General features: G+C 62.1%; 15 protein-coding genes. 7 read left to right on the top strand and 8 right to left on the bottom strand.

The window, feature by feature from the left end:
- Nucleotides 1-26 precede the first annotated feature (26 nt).
- From CP49_RS01500 to rpmG, 3 genes are all read left to right on the top strand, one after another.
- Nucleotides 27-764: an NUDIX hydrolase gene (locus tag CP49_RS01500; RefSeq protein WP_057848525.1), complete on the top strand. Its 738-nt coding sequence runs from the start codon at nt 27-29 to the stop codon at nt 762-764.
- Between the two features lie 206 nt (nt 765-970).
- Entirely contained in the window at nt 971-2,296 is a 1,326-nt protein-coding gene (locus tag CP49_RS01495) for an LLM class flavin-dependent oxidoreductase (RefSeq protein WP_057848524.1), read from the top strand.
- A gap of 188 nt (nt 2,297-2,484) precedes the next feature.
- On the top strand, nt 2,485-2,652 hold the full coding sequence (gene rpmG, locus CP49_RS01490) for a 50S ribosomal protein L33 (RefSeq protein ID WP_027537094.1): 168 nt from the start codon (nt 2,485-2,487) through the stop codon (nt 2,650-2,652).
- 157 nt (nt 2,653-2,809) lie between these two features.
- On the opposite strand, the gene CP49_RS01485 is transcribed toward rpmG, so the two are convergent.
- Nucleotides 2,810-4,042 carry an MFS transporter gene (locus CP49_RS01485; protein WP_057848523.1) on the bottom strand — a complete coding sequence of 411 codons (1,233 nt, stop codon included), beginning with the start codon at nt 4,040-4,042 and terminating at the stop codon, nt 2,810-2,812.
- Nucleotides 4,043-4,175: 133 nt separating this feature from the next.
- Here CP49_RS01485 and CP49_RS01480 point away from each other — a divergent pair, with 133 nt between their 5' ends.
- Together CP49_RS01480 and CP49_RS01475 are read left to right on the top strand one after the other, a co-directional pair.
- On the top strand, nt 4,176-4,793 hold the full coding sequence (locus tag CP49_RS01480) for a TetR/AcrR family transcriptional regulator (protein ID WP_057848522.1): 618 nt from the start codon (nt 4,176-4,178) through the stop codon (nt 4,791-4,793).
- Nucleotides 4,794-4,963: 170 nt separating this feature from the next.
- Nucleotides 4,964-6,190, top strand: coding sequence for a serine hydrolase domain-containing protein (locus tag CP49_RS01475; RefSeq protein ID WP_245310441.1), 1,227 nt, complete (start codon nt 4,964-4,966; stop codon nt 6,188-6,190).
- Nucleotides 6,191-6,332: 142 nt separating this feature from the next.
- On the opposite strand, the gene CP49_RS01470 is transcribed toward CP49_RS01475, so the two are convergent.
- Both CP49_RS01470 and CP49_RS01465 read right to left on the bottom strand, forming a co-directional pair.
- Nucleotides 6,333-7,706, bottom strand: a complete 1,374-nt coding sequence (locus CP49_RS01470) for a PleD family two-component system response regulator (protein ID WP_057848521.1) — start codon at nt 7,704-7,706, stop codon at nt 6,333-6,335.
- Between the two features lie 12 nt (nt 7,707-7,718).
- Complete coding sequence (locus tag CP49_RS01465; protein WP_027538546.1) at nt 7,719-8,084, bottom strand: response regulator; 366 nt, start codon at nt 8,082-8,084, stop codon at nt 7,719-7,721.
- Nucleotides 8,085-8,313: 229 nt separating this feature from the next.
- Here CP49_RS01465 and CP49_RS01460 point away from each other — a divergent pair, with 229 nt between their 5' ends.
- Both CP49_RS01460 and CP49_RS01455 read left to right on the top strand, forming a co-directional pair.
- The gene (locus tag CP49_RS01460) at nt 8,314-8,613 is read left to right on the top strand and encodes a DUF3572 domain-containing protein (RefSeq protein ID WP_057848520.1); all 300 of its coding nucleotides are present in this window, start codon (nt 8,314-8,316) and stop codon (nt 8,611-8,613) included.
- Nucleotides 8,592-9,917: a DNA polymerase IV gene (locus tag CP49_RS01455; protein WP_082645821.1), complete on the top strand. Its 1,326-nt coding sequence runs from the start codon at nt 8,592-8,594 to the stop codon at nt 9,915-9,917. The genes CP49_RS01460 and CP49_RS01455 overlap by 22 nt, the downstream gene beginning before the upstream one ends.
- A gap of 141 nt (nt 9,918-10,058) precedes the next feature.
- Here the strand turns inward: CP49_RS01455 and CP49_RS01450 are convergent, their stop codons facing one another.
- From CP49_RS01450 to CP49_RS01430, 5 genes are all read right to left on the bottom strand, one after another.
- Complete coding sequence (locus tag CP49_RS01450) at nt 10,059-10,460, bottom strand: RidA family protein (RefSeq protein ID WP_057848518.1); 402 nt, start codon at nt 10,458-10,460, stop codon at nt 10,059-10,061.
- Between the two features lie 100 nt (nt 10,461-10,560).
- Complete coding sequence (locus CP49_RS01445; protein ID WP_057848517.1) at nt 10,561-10,854, bottom strand: GYD domain-containing protein; 294 nt, start codon at nt 10,852-10,854, stop codon at nt 10,561-10,563.
- Between the two features lie 139 nt (nt 10,855-10,993).
- A complete protein-coding gene (locus tag CP49_RS01440; protein ID WP_057848516.1) occupies nt 10,994-11,758 on the bottom strand; it encodes a slipin family protein in 765 nt (254 codons plus the stop codon).
- Nucleotides 11,748-13,160, bottom strand: coding sequence for an NfeD family protein (locus tag CP49_RS01435; protein ID WP_057848515.1), 1,413 nt, complete (start codon nt 13,158-13,160; stop codon nt 11,748-11,750). Before CP49_RS01435 ends, CP49_RS01440 begins: the two co-directional genes overlap by 11 nt.
- Before the next feature lie 135 nt (nt 13,161-13,295).
- The gene (locus CP49_RS01430; RefSeq protein ID WP_057848514.1) at nt 13,296-14,393 is read right to left on the bottom strand and encodes a dihydrolipoamide acetyltransferase family protein; all 1,098 of its coding nucleotides are present in this window, start codon (nt 14,391-14,393) and stop codon (nt 13,296-13,298) included.
- Nucleotides 14,394-14,402 lie beyond the last annotated feature (9 nt).

Here is a 14,402-nt window from a genome sequence, read left to right as displayed (position 1 = left end):
ACAAGAAGCACCAAAACGGGGATGGAATGAGCGAAGCTGCGACCGCCGTACAGGAAGGAAAAGAAGCCGATCACCATCCTTATTTCCGGCCCAAGGATGCAGCCACGCTGATTCTGATCGATCGCTCCGGCGACAAGCCGAAGGTTCTGGTCGGCAAACGCCACGACAAGGTGGTGTTCATGCCGGGCAAGTATGTTTTCCCCGGCGGCCGTGTCGACAAGTCGGACAACCGCATTCCCGTTGCCGCTCCGATTTCCGCCGAGCTCGAAGCCAATCTCCTGAAGGGCAGCCCGAAGATCGCACCTTCGCGGGCGCGGGCGCTTGCGGTCGCCGCGATCCGCGAGGCCTGCGAGGAAACCGGTCTCTGCCTCGGATGCAAGGTCGACAAACCCGTAAAACTCGACGGCGCGTGGAAACCGTTTGCGGAAGCAGGCCTGTTGCCCGATCCGTCGGGCCTGTTCCTGATCGCGCGCGCGATCACCCCGCCTGGCCGCGTTCGCCGTTTCGATACGCGCTTCTTCACCGCGGACGCTTCGGCCATTGCCCACCGGGTCGAAGGCGTGATCCACGCCGACGCTGAGTTGGTCGAACTGGTATGGGTCGAGATCGGCTCGCAGCCGCTCGCCGACGCGCATGCCATGACCAAGAACGTGCTCGCCGAACTCGACCGCCGCCTCGCCACAGGGCCGCTGCGCCACGACGCGCCGGTGCCGTTCTTCCACTTCTACGGCGGCAAGATGCAGAAGGACGTGCTGGGGGCGTAAGGGCCACCCGCTCTGGTCATTCCGGGGCATCGCGGAGCGATGAACCCGGAATCTCGAGATTCCGGGTCTGCGCTACGCGCATCCCGGAATGACAGTCGTTTTGAGACTCCACTCAAAAACAAAATAATCTTCTGCGTGCCCCTAATGGCGTCGCCCTTGCCCGTGCCTATCTCTTTCCCAACAATAACAGCGACGGAAACGGGGCAATGGCACAGCGGCAACTCAAGCTCGGCGCGTTCATGCGGCCGGTATCCATCCACACCGGCGCGTGGCGCTATCCCGGCGCATGGCCCGATGCCAATTTCAATTTCCCGCGCATCAAGCAACTGATCCAGAAGCTCGAGGCCGGCAAGTTCGACGCCTTCTTCATGGCCGATCATCTTGCCGTGCTGAACATGCCCATCAATGCGCTCAAGCGCAGCCACACGGTGACTTCGTTCGAACCGTTCACGCTGCTGTCCGCGCTGGCCGGCGCCACCGAACATATCGGCCTGATTGCGACGGGATCGACGACGTTCGACGAGCCCTATCACGTCGCCCGGCGCTTCGCCTCGCTCGATCACATCTCTGGTGGGCGCGCGGGCTGGAATATCGTCACCACCTCCAATCCGGACGCCGCGCTCAATTTCGGGCTCGACGATCACATGGAGCATGCCGAACGCTACAAGCGGGCGCGCGAATTCTATGACGTGGTCACCGGCCTCTGGGATTCCTTTGCCGACGACGCTTTCGTGCGCGACGTCGAGGCCGGGCTCTATTTCGACCCGGCGAAGATGCATGTGCTCAATCACAAAGGAAAATATCTGTCCGTGCGCGGGCCGCTCAACATCGCCCGCCCCGTGCAGGGTTGGCCGCTGATCGTGCAGGCCGGCGCATCCGAGGACGGCAAGCAGCTCGCGGCGGAGACGGCGGAAGCCGTGTTCACCGGCGGCGGCAGCCTCGCCGACGGACAGAAGCTTTACGCCGACATCAAGGGCCGCATGGAGAAGATCGGGCGCAACCCAGAACACCTGAAGATCCTGCCCGGCGCCTTCGTCGTGGTCGGCGATAGCGTGGAAGAAGCAAAAGAGAAGCGAGCAAAGCTCGACAGCATGGTGCATTACGACAGCGCCATCGCCTCGCTCTCGGTGCAGCTCGGCACCGATGCCTCCGGCTTCGATCCCGACGGCCAGTTGCCGCCGATCCCCGAAACCAACGCCAGCAAGAGCGGCCGCCAGCGCCTGGTCGATGCCGCCGCGCGCGACAAGCTCACGGTGCGCCAGCTTGCCCAGCGCGTCGGCGGCTATGGCGGTCTGTCCTTTGTCGGCACGCCGCAAACCATCGCCGACCAGATGGAGGAATGGCTGATGAGCCGCGGCAGCGACGGCTTCAACATCATGTTCCCGTTCCTCCCCGAAGGGCTCGACGATTTCGTCGACAAGGTGGTGCCGGAACTGCAGAAGCGCGGGATTTTCCGGAAAGAGTACGAGGGCAAGACGCTGCGCGAGAATCTGGGGCTGCCGAGGCCGAAAAACCGGTTCTTTGAGGGTTAACGCCCGTATTCCGCAAAAGTGGACACCGGTTTTGCGATCAGAATACGCGCAAAAACATGGATTCCACCTCGAATCTGGCCGGTTTTTGCCCCGAAAACCTTGACTTTGGGCGATCAGAAGCTAGTTTGCGCGGCAAATGCAGGCCGATTTGGCCGGCGCCTGATATCCCCATATTTGAGGTTCTGAACATGGCCAAAGCGGTCACCATCAAGGTCAAGCTCGTTTCCACGGCGGATACCGGCTTCTACTACGTCGCCAAGAAGAACTCGCGCACCATGACCGACAAGCTGGTCAAGAAGAAGTACGACCCGGTCGCGCGCAAGCACGTCGAGTTCAAGGAATCGAAGATCAAGTAATTCGTAAGCGCATCGCTGACGGATTTTGGCGGGGCCCTTTCGGGCCCCGTTTTTGTTTGCGCCCGGCATGGCCGCTCCACGCATAAGTGTCATCGCCCGGCTTGACCAACGACCAAACACTTCGCGGGTGATGACGGCTGGCGATGGAGTCGACGCCCTACGCCGTCTGCATCTGCGGCGGCCCGCTCGGCCGGATCAGCGCGAATGCGACCTGGATGATGCCACCGGCCAAGCCCAGCGCGACGCCGATCCGCCACGCCATGGTGTAGGAGCCGAGCGCGTCGTACAGCACCCCGCCCCCGAAGGCGCCGAGGAAGCTGCCGACCTGGTGGCTCATGAAGGCGAGGCCCTGGATCATCGCCTGCCATTTCAGGCCGAACATCTCGGCGACTGCGCCCGCGACCAGCGGGCCTACGCCCATCCACAGAAAGCCCATGATGGCGCCGAACAGCAGCGTCGTTGCGGGCGTCGGCGGCAGCGTGAAATACCAGGCCAGCGCGATCGAGCGGAAGATATAGATGCCGCCGAGCAGCGCCAGCTTGTTCCAGCGTTCGCCGGCCCAGCCGAACAAGATGCTGCCGAGCACGTTGAAGCCGCCGATCATGCCAAGCGTCTGCGCGCTCAGCATCGGGTCCATCCCGCAGATCGCCAGATAAGACGGCAGATGCGTGGTGAGAAAGACGAGCTGCATGCCGCAGACGAAATAGGCGCCGGTCATCACCACGAACGAGGCGTTGGAGAATGCGATCTTGGTCGCGACGCCGGCCGAAGTGCCGCCGATTTCGTCATCCGCGGGTTTGGGCAGCGGGATCTTGTCCACCCTGCCCGCATACCAGGCCGCCGGAATCATCAGCAGCGACAGCACCACGAAGCCTGCAAGACCTATTCGCCAGCCGTACCCTTCATTGAGCATCTGCCCGATCGGCGCCGACAGCAGCGCGCCGAGCGATCCCGCGCCCGACACCAGGCCGAGCACCGTCGAGCGCACCGACGCAGGCACCGCGCGGGCCGCTACCGACATCGCGATAGCTGCCGCGGTACACGCCAGCGACGTGCCGATCAACACACCGCCGCCGATCATGACACTGAGAAAGCCGTTCGCGCCTGCCATCAAGGCAAGGCCGGCAACATAGAGCAGCGCGCCCGCCACCATGATGGCCCGAAAACCGTAGCGCACCGTCAACGCACCGGCGAGCGGCTGCAAAAATCCCCAGGCGAGATTTTGCACCGCGATCGCCAGCGTGAAGTCGGAAATCGAAATCCGGATGTCCTGCGTCAGCGGCTGCATGAAAATGCCGAGCGACTGCCGCAGCCCCATGCTGAGTGTGAGCATGATGGACGCACCGATCAGGATGGGAAGCGTCGGACGCAGGATTTGCAGCAGGGCCATTGTTTTTATTCTCCCTAAGGGGTGCGATTCGAATGCCGCGTCCTGCAATTGACATCTGAAATAGGTACACAGACCTGTGTACCTAGGCTATAAGGGGGCGCTGCTGTCAAGCAACGGTGACCCACGCATTCGCATGGCTACCCTGCCCGCCAAACCTGACATGAAGGACCGGATTCTCGAAACCGCGGATAGGCTGTTCTATCTGCAAGGAATTCGCGCGGTCGGCGTCGACACCATCGCGGCTGAAATCGGCATCAGCAAGCGCACGCTCTACAATCATTTCCCATCCAAGGACGCGCTGATCTCGGCCTATCTGGCGCGGCGCTTTGTGGCTCCGCGTCCATCAGACAAATCGCCGGTCGAGCAGATTCTCGGCACTTTCGATTCGCTGGAACGGCGCTTCTCGGCAAAAGATTTTCGTGGCTGCCCCTTCGTCAATGCGGTTGCCGAACTCGGCGAAGACCGGTCGGTGCGCAAGATCGCGGTCGCCTTCAAGGAAAGCCGCCGCCTCTGGTTTCGCGACCTGCTGGCGCAGCTCGGCATCGCAGAGGCAGAAGCGCTTGCGACACAGCTTGCGTTGCTCGTCGACGGCTCGATCGCGCAGGATCTCGTCCGCAACGATCCCGCGATGGCGCGGGCGGCAAAGGAAGCGGCAACGGTGCTGTTGAAGAATGCGGGCGTGAAGGTGGGTGCGGCTGATCGGCAGAAAAAACGTACGGCAAAGAAACGGCGGCCAAGGTCGGCTTCTTGAGGCACCCTCCGCTGTCGTCCCTGCGAAAGCAGGGACCCATACGCCGTGGCCTTTCAGTCAGGCGATGTGGTAGTTACCTTCTTCACAACTAGCGCCGGTGGTTATGGGTCCCTGCTTTCGCAGGGACGACCAAAAAGCCGCGCAAGAACATGACGGCAAAGGGAGCGACCATGGAAGATCTGAAAGTCACCGCCAACGGTTACGACTTCAAACCGGCGCAGGCGGCGATGCAGCGCTATGTCGACAACAACCTGCTATCAGGCATTTCCTGGGCGGTCATGGTCGGACGCGACCTCGTCGACGTGAACTGTGTCGGCTGGGCCGACAAGGAAGCGCAGGTGCCGCTCCGCACCGATCACATCTTTCGCGTCTTTTCCAACACCAAGCTGGTCACCTCCTGCGCCGCGCTGCTGCTGTTCGAGGAAGGCAAACTCAAGCTCGACGATCCGATCGAAAAATTTATTCCGCAGCTTGGAAATCGAAAGGTCCTGCGCCCAGGGGCCGCGTCGCTTGATGACACCGAGCCGGCGAAGAGCTCGATCACCATCCGTCAGCTCCTGAGCCACAGCTCCGGCCTGAGCTACGGCTTTTTCGATCCGGGCACGACCATCTTCAAGGCCCTCAACGACCGCGGCGTCCACAATCCCATGACGACGCTGGCTGACATGGTGGACGTGCTGGCCGGCTTGCCGCTGATCTATCATCCCGGCACATCGTGGGAATATTCGCTCGCCACGGACGTCGTGTCGCGGCTGGTCGAGGTCATCAGCGGCCAGAGTTTTGATAAATTCATCCGGGCGCGCATCTTCGATCCGCTCGGCATGGTCGACACCGGCTTCCTGGTGCCGGAAAAGGATCAGGCACGGCTCGTTGCGTACTATGCCGGCGCGGACCTGATGGACCCGATGAAGCCAGGCCTGACCCGAACCGACAACGCGCCGTTCCCCGGCGCCTATCTGAGCCCCATCGCACGGCTCAATGGCGGCGGCGGACTGGTTTCAACGCTGCCCGACATGGTCGCATTGATCCGAAGCCTGCTACCGGGCGGGCCGAGCCTGTTCAAGCCGGAGACGATCGCGCAGATGATGACTAACCAGTTGCCTGAGGGACAGTGGATCCGCTTTGCCTTGATGGGCGAACAGCCCGGCAAGGCGTATAGCCTCGCCGGCGGATTGATCCTCAAGCCTTCGGCGTTCGATCACCCCGACGCGTCAGGTGAACTCTACTGGGGCGGCGTCGCCGGCACCCAATGGTGGATCTCGCCAAAGCGCAACATGGCCGGCGTGATGATGGCGCAGCGTCAGATGTCGTTCGTTCACCCGTTCTCGTTCGAGTTCAAACGGCTGGCGTATGAGGCGGTGAAGCAGGACGCCGAAGGGATGCGCGCGTCGGCGTGAGGCACCAATCTATCGTCGTCCCTGCGAACGCAGGGACCCATACCGCGTGATCTCTCATGTGCACACGAACGGTAGACGGCTCGTAACCCAATTAGCGCCGCGGAGTATGGGTCCCTGCGTTCGCAGGGACGACGGTGGTGGCTTACGCCGCCGTCGAGACCACCCTGTTGCGCCCGTCGTGCTTGGCGCGATAGAGCGCGATGTCGGCGCGCTTGAGCACGTCGGCGACGGGCTCGTCCTTGTGGTCCAGCGTCGCCAGCCCGATCGAGATCGTGACGTCGATGCGCTTGGTGCCCTTGTTGACGGCAAAAGTTTCGCCGGCGATCGAGCGGCGCAGGCGCTCGGCGACCATGCCGGCGACCTGGATATCGGTTTCCGGCATCACGATGACGAACTCCTCGCCGCCATAGCGGCAGGCGAGATCGATGCCGCGGATCGACTTGCGGATGCGCACCGCGAATTCGCGCAGCACGTCATCGCCGGCGTCGTGACCGTAGGTGTCGTTGATGGATTTGAAGAAGTCGATATCGAGGATCATCAGCGCGAGCGGCCTGCCGCGGCTCGAGGCCTGCTCGGCGAGCGTCGAGAGATGGCTTTCCATGTAGCGGCGGTTATGCAGGCCGGTCAGCGCGTCGGTGATCGCCATTTCGATCGAGTTCTGCACGTTGTCGCGCAGATGATCGGTATAGCGCCGCTTGCGGATCTGGGTGCGCGCCCGCGCCAGCAGTTCGTTCTTGTCGACCGGGCGCAACAGATAGTCGTTGACGCCGATTTCGAGGCCGCGGAGCAGACGCGCATTGTTGTCGGCGTCAGAGATGGCGAGGATCGGCAACTGGCGGGTGCGCTCCAGCGAGCGCGCCTGGCTGCACAGCCGCAGGCCGTCGTAATTTTCCAGGCTGAGCGAAACGATCAGCAAATCGTAATTGCCATCGGCGGCGTGAAACAGCGCTTCGGCCGGATTGATTTCGACGTCGACGGTGTGCTCGGCGGAAAGGATCGGCGCCAACCGCTCGTAGGACGACGGCCGGTCGTCGACCAAAAGGACCCGCCCACCGACGCCCTTGTCGGCGATCGCGCTGCGCTCGGGCGCCTCCATGCCGATCTCAAGCGAGGTGATGGCGCGCATGCGCAGCTCATCGGTCATCATCTTCAGCCGCGTCAAAGACCGAACGCGCGCGATCAGAACCACGTCGGACACCGGCTTGGTGAGAAAATCGTCGGCGCCGGCTTCCAGCCCGCGAACGCGATCAGACGGGCTGTCCAGCGCCGTGACGATGACCACCGGAATGAAATGCGTGGCGGGGTTGGATTTCAGCCGGCGGCAGACCTCGAAACCGTCCATGTCGGGCATCATGACATCGAGCAGGATGATGTCGCATTCGGAGTGGGCGCAGATGTCGAGCGCCTCGGCACCGTTCGAAGCCGTCAGCACGTCGAAATATTCGGCCGACAGGCGGGCTTCCAGCAGCTTGACGTTCGCTGGGACGTCATCGACGACAAGGATACGCGCAGACATCGAAACTCACTCCTACCCGATAAAGCGCCGCACGGTTTCAATAAACTTGCCGACGGAAATTGGCTTGGACAAATACGCCTCGCAGCCGCCCTCGCGGATGCGCTCTTCGTCGCCTTTCATCGCAAAGGCAGTGACGGCAACCACCGGAATGGCGCGCAACTCCGGATCGTCCTTGATCCAGCGCGTCACTTCGAGACCCGACACTTGCGGAAGCTGGATATCCATCAGGATCAGATCAGGACGCAGCTTGCGGACGAGATCGAGCGCCTCGAAACCGTTGCTGGTCCCCGAGGTCTGATAGCCATGCGCCTCCAACAGGTCGCGAAAGAGCTTCATGTTGAGCTCGTTGTCCTCCACGATCAGGACGGTTTTTGCCATCCCGTCCCTCCCCTCATCTTCAGGAAACAAGTCCGGCCTTTCAGTACTTCAGCACCGCCGCCCGGGCTTGTCGAAAAGTGAATTCAAACTAGCGCCAAGTTCGCTCTAACCGGTTAAATCGATGCGCCAAGTTTTACGAAGCGGTCCAGTTATTGAACACACAGCGTAGACTCGGGCATGATGGTTCCAAATTAGAGACCATAAGTTAACGGAAAGGCAAACCCATCTATTGAAAAAGCCTGTTCACAACCCCCGCGAAGTGGCTGAAATCGTTGCAGTTCAGGCGCTGAGTTTCATTGCCGGCGATCCTGAAAGGCTTGGCCTGTTCCTGGCCGAAAGCGGCATCGGTCCGGAGACGTTGCGAACGGCTGCGGCCGACCCGCAATTTCTGGCGTCTGTGCTCGATTTCGTGATGCGCGACGACGCGACCGTGAAGGCGTTTGCGAACGCTTCGCAACTGCATCCGACCAATATCGCCGCCGCCCGCCAGGTGCTCGGTGACCCGGACTGGGAGCGCGACGTGCCGTGAGCGCGCACGCGGCATCCTCTGACGGTCCGCGCGCTTTCTGCCGGGATTGTCTCGGCGACCTCGATATCAAGGCCAGGCGATGCGGCGAATGCGGTTCCCCGCGCCTTGTCCGCCATCACGCCCTGCCTTCGCTGACGCTGGCACATATCGATTGCGACGCCTTCTACGCCACGGTGGAGAAGCGCGACAATCCGGAACTTGCCGACAAGCCCGTGATCATCGGCGGCGGCAAACGTGGCGTGGTCTCGGCCGCCTGCTACGTCTCGCGAACCTATGGCGTACGCTCGGCGATGCCGATGTTCAAGGCGCTGGCGCTTTGCCCCCAGGCGATCGTGATCCCGCCCGACATAACGAAATATGTCCGCGTCGGCCGCGAGGTGCGCCACGCCATGCAGACGCTGACGCCGCTGGTGGAACCGCTGTCGATCGACGAGGCTTTCCTGGATCTTGCCGGCACGCAGCGCGTTCACGGCATGATCCCGGCAAAAGTGCTGGCGCGCTTTGCCCGCGACGTCGAACGCGACATCGGGATCACAGTTTCCGTCGGCCTGTCCTGCAACAAGTTCCTGGCCAAGATCGCCTCCGATCTCGACAAGCCGCGCGGCTTTGCCGCGCTCGATCAGGTCGAGGCCCGCGCGATGCTCGCGGACAAGCCGGTCAGGTTCATCTACGGCGTCGGCCCTGCGACCCAGGAGAAGCTCGTGCAGCGGGGTTTTCGCACCATTGCGGACCTGCAACGCGGCGACGAGGTCGAGCTGATGAAGCAATTTGGCGGCGAAGGCCGCAGGCTGTGGCGGCTGGCACGCGGCATCGACGACCGCAGCGTGGTGCCGGACCGCGGCGCCAAGACGATTTCGAGCGAGACCACGTTCGAAACCGACATCAGGGATTTCGCCACGCTGGAACGGCTGTTGTGGCGGCTGTCGGAGAAGGTGTCGGCACGGCTGAAGAACGGCAATCTCGCAGGCTGCACCATCACGCTGAAGCTCAAGACCGCCGATTTCAGGCAGCGCACCCGCTCGCAATCAATTCAGGCGCCAACCCAGCTCGCCGCGAAGATTTTTGCGGTATCGCGCGAAATGCTGGCGAAGGAAATCGACGGCACCGCTTTCCGCCTGATGGGCACGGGCGTCAGCGCGCTGCGCGAAGAATCGCAAGGAGACGACACCGACATGCTCGACCGCCGCTCGGCCCACGCCGAGCGCGCGATGGACAACTTACGGAAGAAGTTCGGCAATGCCGCCGTGATCCGGGGCATTGCGTACAAGGGACCGGCGAAGGAAGAGGACGAGGAGGAGGAATAGAGACCGCTCTCTCCACCTCATTGCGAGGAGCGAAGCGACGAAGCAATCCATAGTGCCGCAAGCTGAGAAATGGATTGCTTCGCGGAGCCTGTCATCGGGCGGCGCTTTGCGCCGACCCGTTGGCTCGCAATGACGGAGTGGTCAATCGACGACGGCCACCGCCTCGATCTCGATCAGCCATTCAGGGGCCGCAAGCGCCGTTACGCCAACAAGCGTGCTCGCCGGCGGCTCCATGCCTTCAAAGAAAGCCGAGCGCGCCTTGCCGATAATGGGACGGAGCTCCGGCCTGTAACCGACGACGAAAGTAGTGATCTTCACGATATTGGCGTAACTCGCGCCGGCGGCTTTCAGCGCCAGGCCAATATTGTGCATCACTTGTGTCGTCTGCGCGGCCAGATCACCTTCGCCGACTACCCGTCCCTCCTCGTCGACGGACACCTGTCCCGCGATATAGATCGTGCGCGCTCCCGAAGCGACGACGACGTGGGAGTAAGCCGGGTTGTGGTGAAGGCCGCTTGGCCGAAGTTGTTCGAGCTTGCTCATGTTTGCGCCTCCCTGACGTGCATGACTGGGCCGAAGCGTATCCGGGTCCGGCGCTCTCGACCAGACTGGTTTTCGCAGGATGCTCAGCGCGTCCTGGCCGTCAGAGCATCTTGCCGACAACCTCGGTCATGTCCGCCGCCGAGAAGGCACGCAACGACTCGGTGCGAACATTGCCCATGGCGCCAAGACTCAAGCTAAGCGTCATCATGGAAAGTTCATCCGGCGCATCGAGGACCGTCACAACATCGTACCGTCCCTGTGTCCAGAACAGCTCCTTGACGGTGACCCCGAAGGTCTCGGCCATTCTCTTGAAAGCCTCTGCCCGCTTCGGTGATTCCCTGGCGGTACGGATTCCCTGGTCGGTGAAGCTTCCAAGCACAACATAGGTTACCATGGTGGCTCTCCCCGGTTGGCGGATTTAGCCGCACTTTCTAACTGATTGCTCGGGGCCATCGATAGATCAGCGCTCTTGACCGTTCGGGCGGCATCACGCGAGCGGCTTGTTACGGCAACGACCAAAGTCACAACCAAAGTCACGTTGCTGCGTTCCGGCGTCCGGGCAGATGGCCGAGTAAATCCATCGGTAGCGGAAAGACCACGGTCGAGGATCGTTCGCCGGCAATGTCGTGCAGCGCCGCAAAGTAGCGCAACTGCATCGCCTGCGGCTCCTGCGCAAGCGTTCGTCCGGCTTCGACGAGCTTCTCGGCGGCTTGCTGCTCGCCCATTGCATTGATCACTTTGGCGCGTCGCAACCGCTCCGCCTCGGCCTGCTTGGCAATCGCGCGCACCATGGTTTCGTTGAGATCGATATCCTTGATCTCGATGGTGGTAACCTTGATGCCCCAGACGTCGGTCTGCTGATCGAGAATTTCCTGAATGTCGGAATTAAGCCTGTCCCGCTCGGCGAGCATCTCGTCCAGCTCGTGCTTACCGAGCACCGAGCGCAGCGTGGTCTGCGCCAGTTGGCTGGTTGCGGCCATGAAATCGCCGACCTTGATGATGGCGCGCTCGGGATCGACGATACGGAAGTAGAGAACGGCGTTGACCTTGACCGGGACGTTGTCGCGCGAAATTACGTCCTGGGGTGGCACTACCTGTACCATCACCCTGAGATCGGCCTTCACCATCTGCTGCACAACCGGGATCAGGATGATGAGTCCCGGACCCTTCACCCCAGTGAAGCGGCCGAGCGTGAAGATGACGCCGCGCTCGTATTCCCGCAGGATACGAATGGCGGAGGCTAAAAATAGGATTACGATTACCGCAAGCGACGCATAGGTCAGATATTCAAGCATCATGACGTACCTCCTTGCCGATCAGCGTCGGTCGGCGCCGCACTACCAGCGTCAAATCTATGATGTTGGCCACCTCGACCACCTCTCCTGGCTTGAAGGTTTCAGCGCCGCGCGCTTGCCAGCGTTCACCCTGCGCGAAGACGTGACCCTCGTTCTCGGACCAGTCGATGACCTCTGCAGATAGGCCACGCATGGCTTGTGCACCGACCCGTACCGGACCCTTGCCGGCGCGCCGAAGCGATCTGAGTACGACGAGAACAAGACCAATAAACATTGCCGCCGTGATGCCGACGACCGGCCATGACACCCGGTAGCCAGGCGCTTCTACGTCGAAGAGCATGATCGCTCCGAGCACGAAGGCGATGATGCCGCCGAGACCGATAACCACGGTCGGGTTGAAGACTTCGATGACCAGAAGCACGATCCCGACCAACATCAAGGCGAGGCCGGCGTAGTTTATCGGGAGCAGGTTGAGGGCATAGAGGCCAAGCAGCAGGCAGATCGTGCCTACAACCCCGGGGGCGACCGCGCCGGGTGAAGTGAATTCGAAAATCAGGCCGTAGACGCCGATGAGGAGCAAAATCAGCGCAACGTTGGGATTGGTGATGACCGCCAGGAATCGTGAGATCCATCCCGGGTCGATCGCTTCGAGGACAGCATCTTTCGTTGCCAAATGTCGCGTATCGCCGCCGGCAACCTCGACCGCGCGACCGTCGATCTGCCTGAGCAGTTCGGCCTGGTCGCGTGCGACGAGATCGATGACATTCGCCTGCAATGCGGCATTTGCCGAAAGGCTCGCTGCCTCCCGCACCGCCTTCTCCGCCCAATCGGCATTACGGCCACGCAACTCGGCAAGACTGCGGATCAAGGCGACGGCGTCGTTCGTCGCCTTCGCCATCATGGAATCCTTGGTCTTCGGCTGCTGGTCGCCGTCCTTTTTGTCTTTGTCCTTGTCGCCCTTGTCAGGGCTAGCGTCCGGCAAACCTGGCAGCGGGCCGCCAATCTGCACCGGCGTCGCCGCTCCGAGATTGGTACCCGGCGCCATGGCCGCGATATGCGTGGCGTAGAGGAGATAGGTCCCCGCGCTGGCCGCATGGGCTCCGGAGGGTGCAACGTAACCGACGACGGGAACGCGCGACGCCAGCACGTCTGCGATAATCTCGCGCATGCTGGTTGAGAGACCGCCCGGCGTATTCATGCGTAGAACGACAACCTCGGCACGTCGTTCGCTTGCCTTGGTCAGCGCGTCTTTCACGTAGCGGGCCGTTGCCGGCCCGATCGCTCCGTCGACCGAGATGGTCAGCGCAAGCTTGCTGTTGTTCTCCCCCGCTGAGGCAGCAACGGGAGAGACAGCCAGAGCTACGGCTGCAGCAGCCGCAACAAGAGTCGCCTGTACAGTCTGCACAGCAAGGACTCCCTTATCGAAAATGATATGGGATATGCTCGCCGAATCTCAATATACGCCGAACTGGCGATCCGCAGCATTTCCCGGTCAAGTCGGGAGGCGTGCTGGCTTGGACGGCTCGGATCTCAGCCCGTCTCACGAAATCTGCTCGAGATCCGATTTGAGTGCTACCAGGAAGCGAGCGGCTTCACCGCCTGTCACGACGCGATGATCAAAGGTGAGCGACAACGGCAGCACGCGCCTCACCGCCGGCTGGCCCCGATACGCGACAACCCCTTGGGTAATACGGCCGGCGCCTATGATCGCCACTTGCGGCGGCACCACGATCAGGCTTGCGAAGCGGCCGCCGATCATCCCGAAATTCGACAGCGTAATCGTGGCGCCGCGCAACTCTCCCGGAGGTATCGAGCGCGCGACCGCGTCCGCCCGCATCCGGTCAAGTCCGGCTCGCAAGTCCGATATGTCCCGCTCAGCGACATTGCGCAACACGGGAACGATAAGACCACCCCCGGTGTCGACGGCGATGCCGAGATCGATACGGTCGATCAGACGCCGTTCACCGGCGCCGGAATTGTACCAGGCATTGAGCGAAGGCTCTGCCTTGCAGGCAACAGCGATCGCGCGCACCAACCGGATTGTCACGTCCTCGCCGGTCCGCCAATCGTCGATATCGGCCTCATCGGTGACGCCGGCCGGGACGATCTCGGCATGCGCCGCTGTCATGCGCTGCGCCATCGCACGCCGCAGGCCGCGCAGAGGCTCGGCAGGTCCGGTATGGGACAAAGTCTTGGCAGCTCGTTCCACATCCGCACGCGAAATGAAGCCGCCGGGTCCCGTGGCTTCGACCAGCTCGAGATCGACGTCGAGCTTGCGGGCGAGCGCACGCACCGCCGGAAACACCTGGGCTTTCTGTCCAGCCGCTGGCCCGGAAGGTGTCGCTGCCGCCGGCGGCTCGCTGGTGCCGAGCTCGCCGACAATTGTGCCGGTGTCTTGCTCGGGACCTTCCGCAAACTCGACGAGCGGCGCGCCTACCTTCACCACGTCTCCCTTGACGCCAAACAGATGCTGGATGCGTCCGCTCGATGGTGACGGCACCTCGACGACGGCCTTGTCAGTTTCGACGGAAACCAGCGGCTGATCGGTGACGACGTGATCACCTTCGTTGACATGCCAGTTCACGATCTCCGCCTCTTCGAGGCCCTCTCCCAGATCCGGCAATACGAACTGGCGCATGAGATAAGT

The sequence above is a fragment of the Bradyrhizobium valentinum genome (assembly GCF_001440405.1).
Taxonomy (GTDB): domain Bacteria; phylum Pseudomonadota; class Alphaproteobacteria; order Rhizobiales; family Xanthobacteraceae; genus Bradyrhizobium; species Bradyrhizobium valentinum.
The sequence above is the reverse complement of the archived record's forward strand: the minus strand, read 5'-3'. Positions and strand labels throughout refer to the sequence as shown.

Excerpts from the sequence above, each read along its gene's own strand:
- CP49_RS01475 (WP_245310441.1), top strand. The coding sequence starts at position 4,964 with ATGGAAGATCTGAAAGTCACCGCCAACGGTTACGACTTCAAACCGGCG.
- CP49_RS01500 (WP_057848525.1), top strand. The coding sequence starts at position 27 with ATGAGCGAAGCTGCGACCGCCGTACAGGAAGGAAAAGAAGCCGATCAC.
- CP49_RS01440 (WP_057848516.1), bottom strand. The coding sequence starts at position 11,758 with ATGATGCTTGAATATCTGACCTATGCGTCGCTTGCGGTAATCGTAATC.
- rpmG (WP_027537094.1), top strand. The coding sequence starts at position 2,485 with ATGGCCAAAGCGGTCACCATCAAGGTCAAGCTCGTTTCCACGGCGGAT.
- CP49_RS01495 (WP_057848524.1), top strand. The coding sequence starts at position 971 with ATGGCACAGCGGCAACTCAAGCTCGGCGCGTTCATGCGGCCGGTATCC.
- CP49_RS01445 (WP_057848517.1), bottom strand. The coding sequence starts at position 10,854 with ATGGTAACCTATGTTGTGCTTGGAAGCTTCACCGACCAGGGAATCCGT.
- CP49_RS01480 (WP_057848522.1), top strand. The coding sequence starts at position 4,176 with ATGGCTACCCTGCCCGCCAAACCTGACATGAAGGACCGGATTCTCGAA.
- CP49_RS01430 (WP_057848514.1), bottom strand. The coding sequence starts at position 14,393 with ATGCGCCAGTTCGTATTGCCGGATCTGGGAGAGGGCCTCGAAGAGGCG.
- CP49_RS01485 (WP_057848523.1), bottom strand. The coding sequence starts at position 4,042 with ATGGCCCTGCTGCAAATCCTGCGTCCGACGCTTCCCATCCTGATCGGT.
- CP49_RS01465 (WP_027538546.1), bottom strand. The coding sequence starts at position 8,084 with ATGGCAAAAACCGTCCTGATCGTGGAGGACAACGAGCTCAACATGAAG.
- CP49_RS01470 (WP_057848521.1), bottom strand. The coding sequence starts at position 7,706 with ATGTCTGCGCGTATCCTTGTCGTCGATGACGTCCCAGCGAACGTCAAG.
- CP49_RS01450 (WP_057848518.1), bottom strand. The coding sequence starts at position 10,460 with ATGAGCAAGCTCGAACAACTTCGGCCAAGCGGCCTTCACCACAACCCG.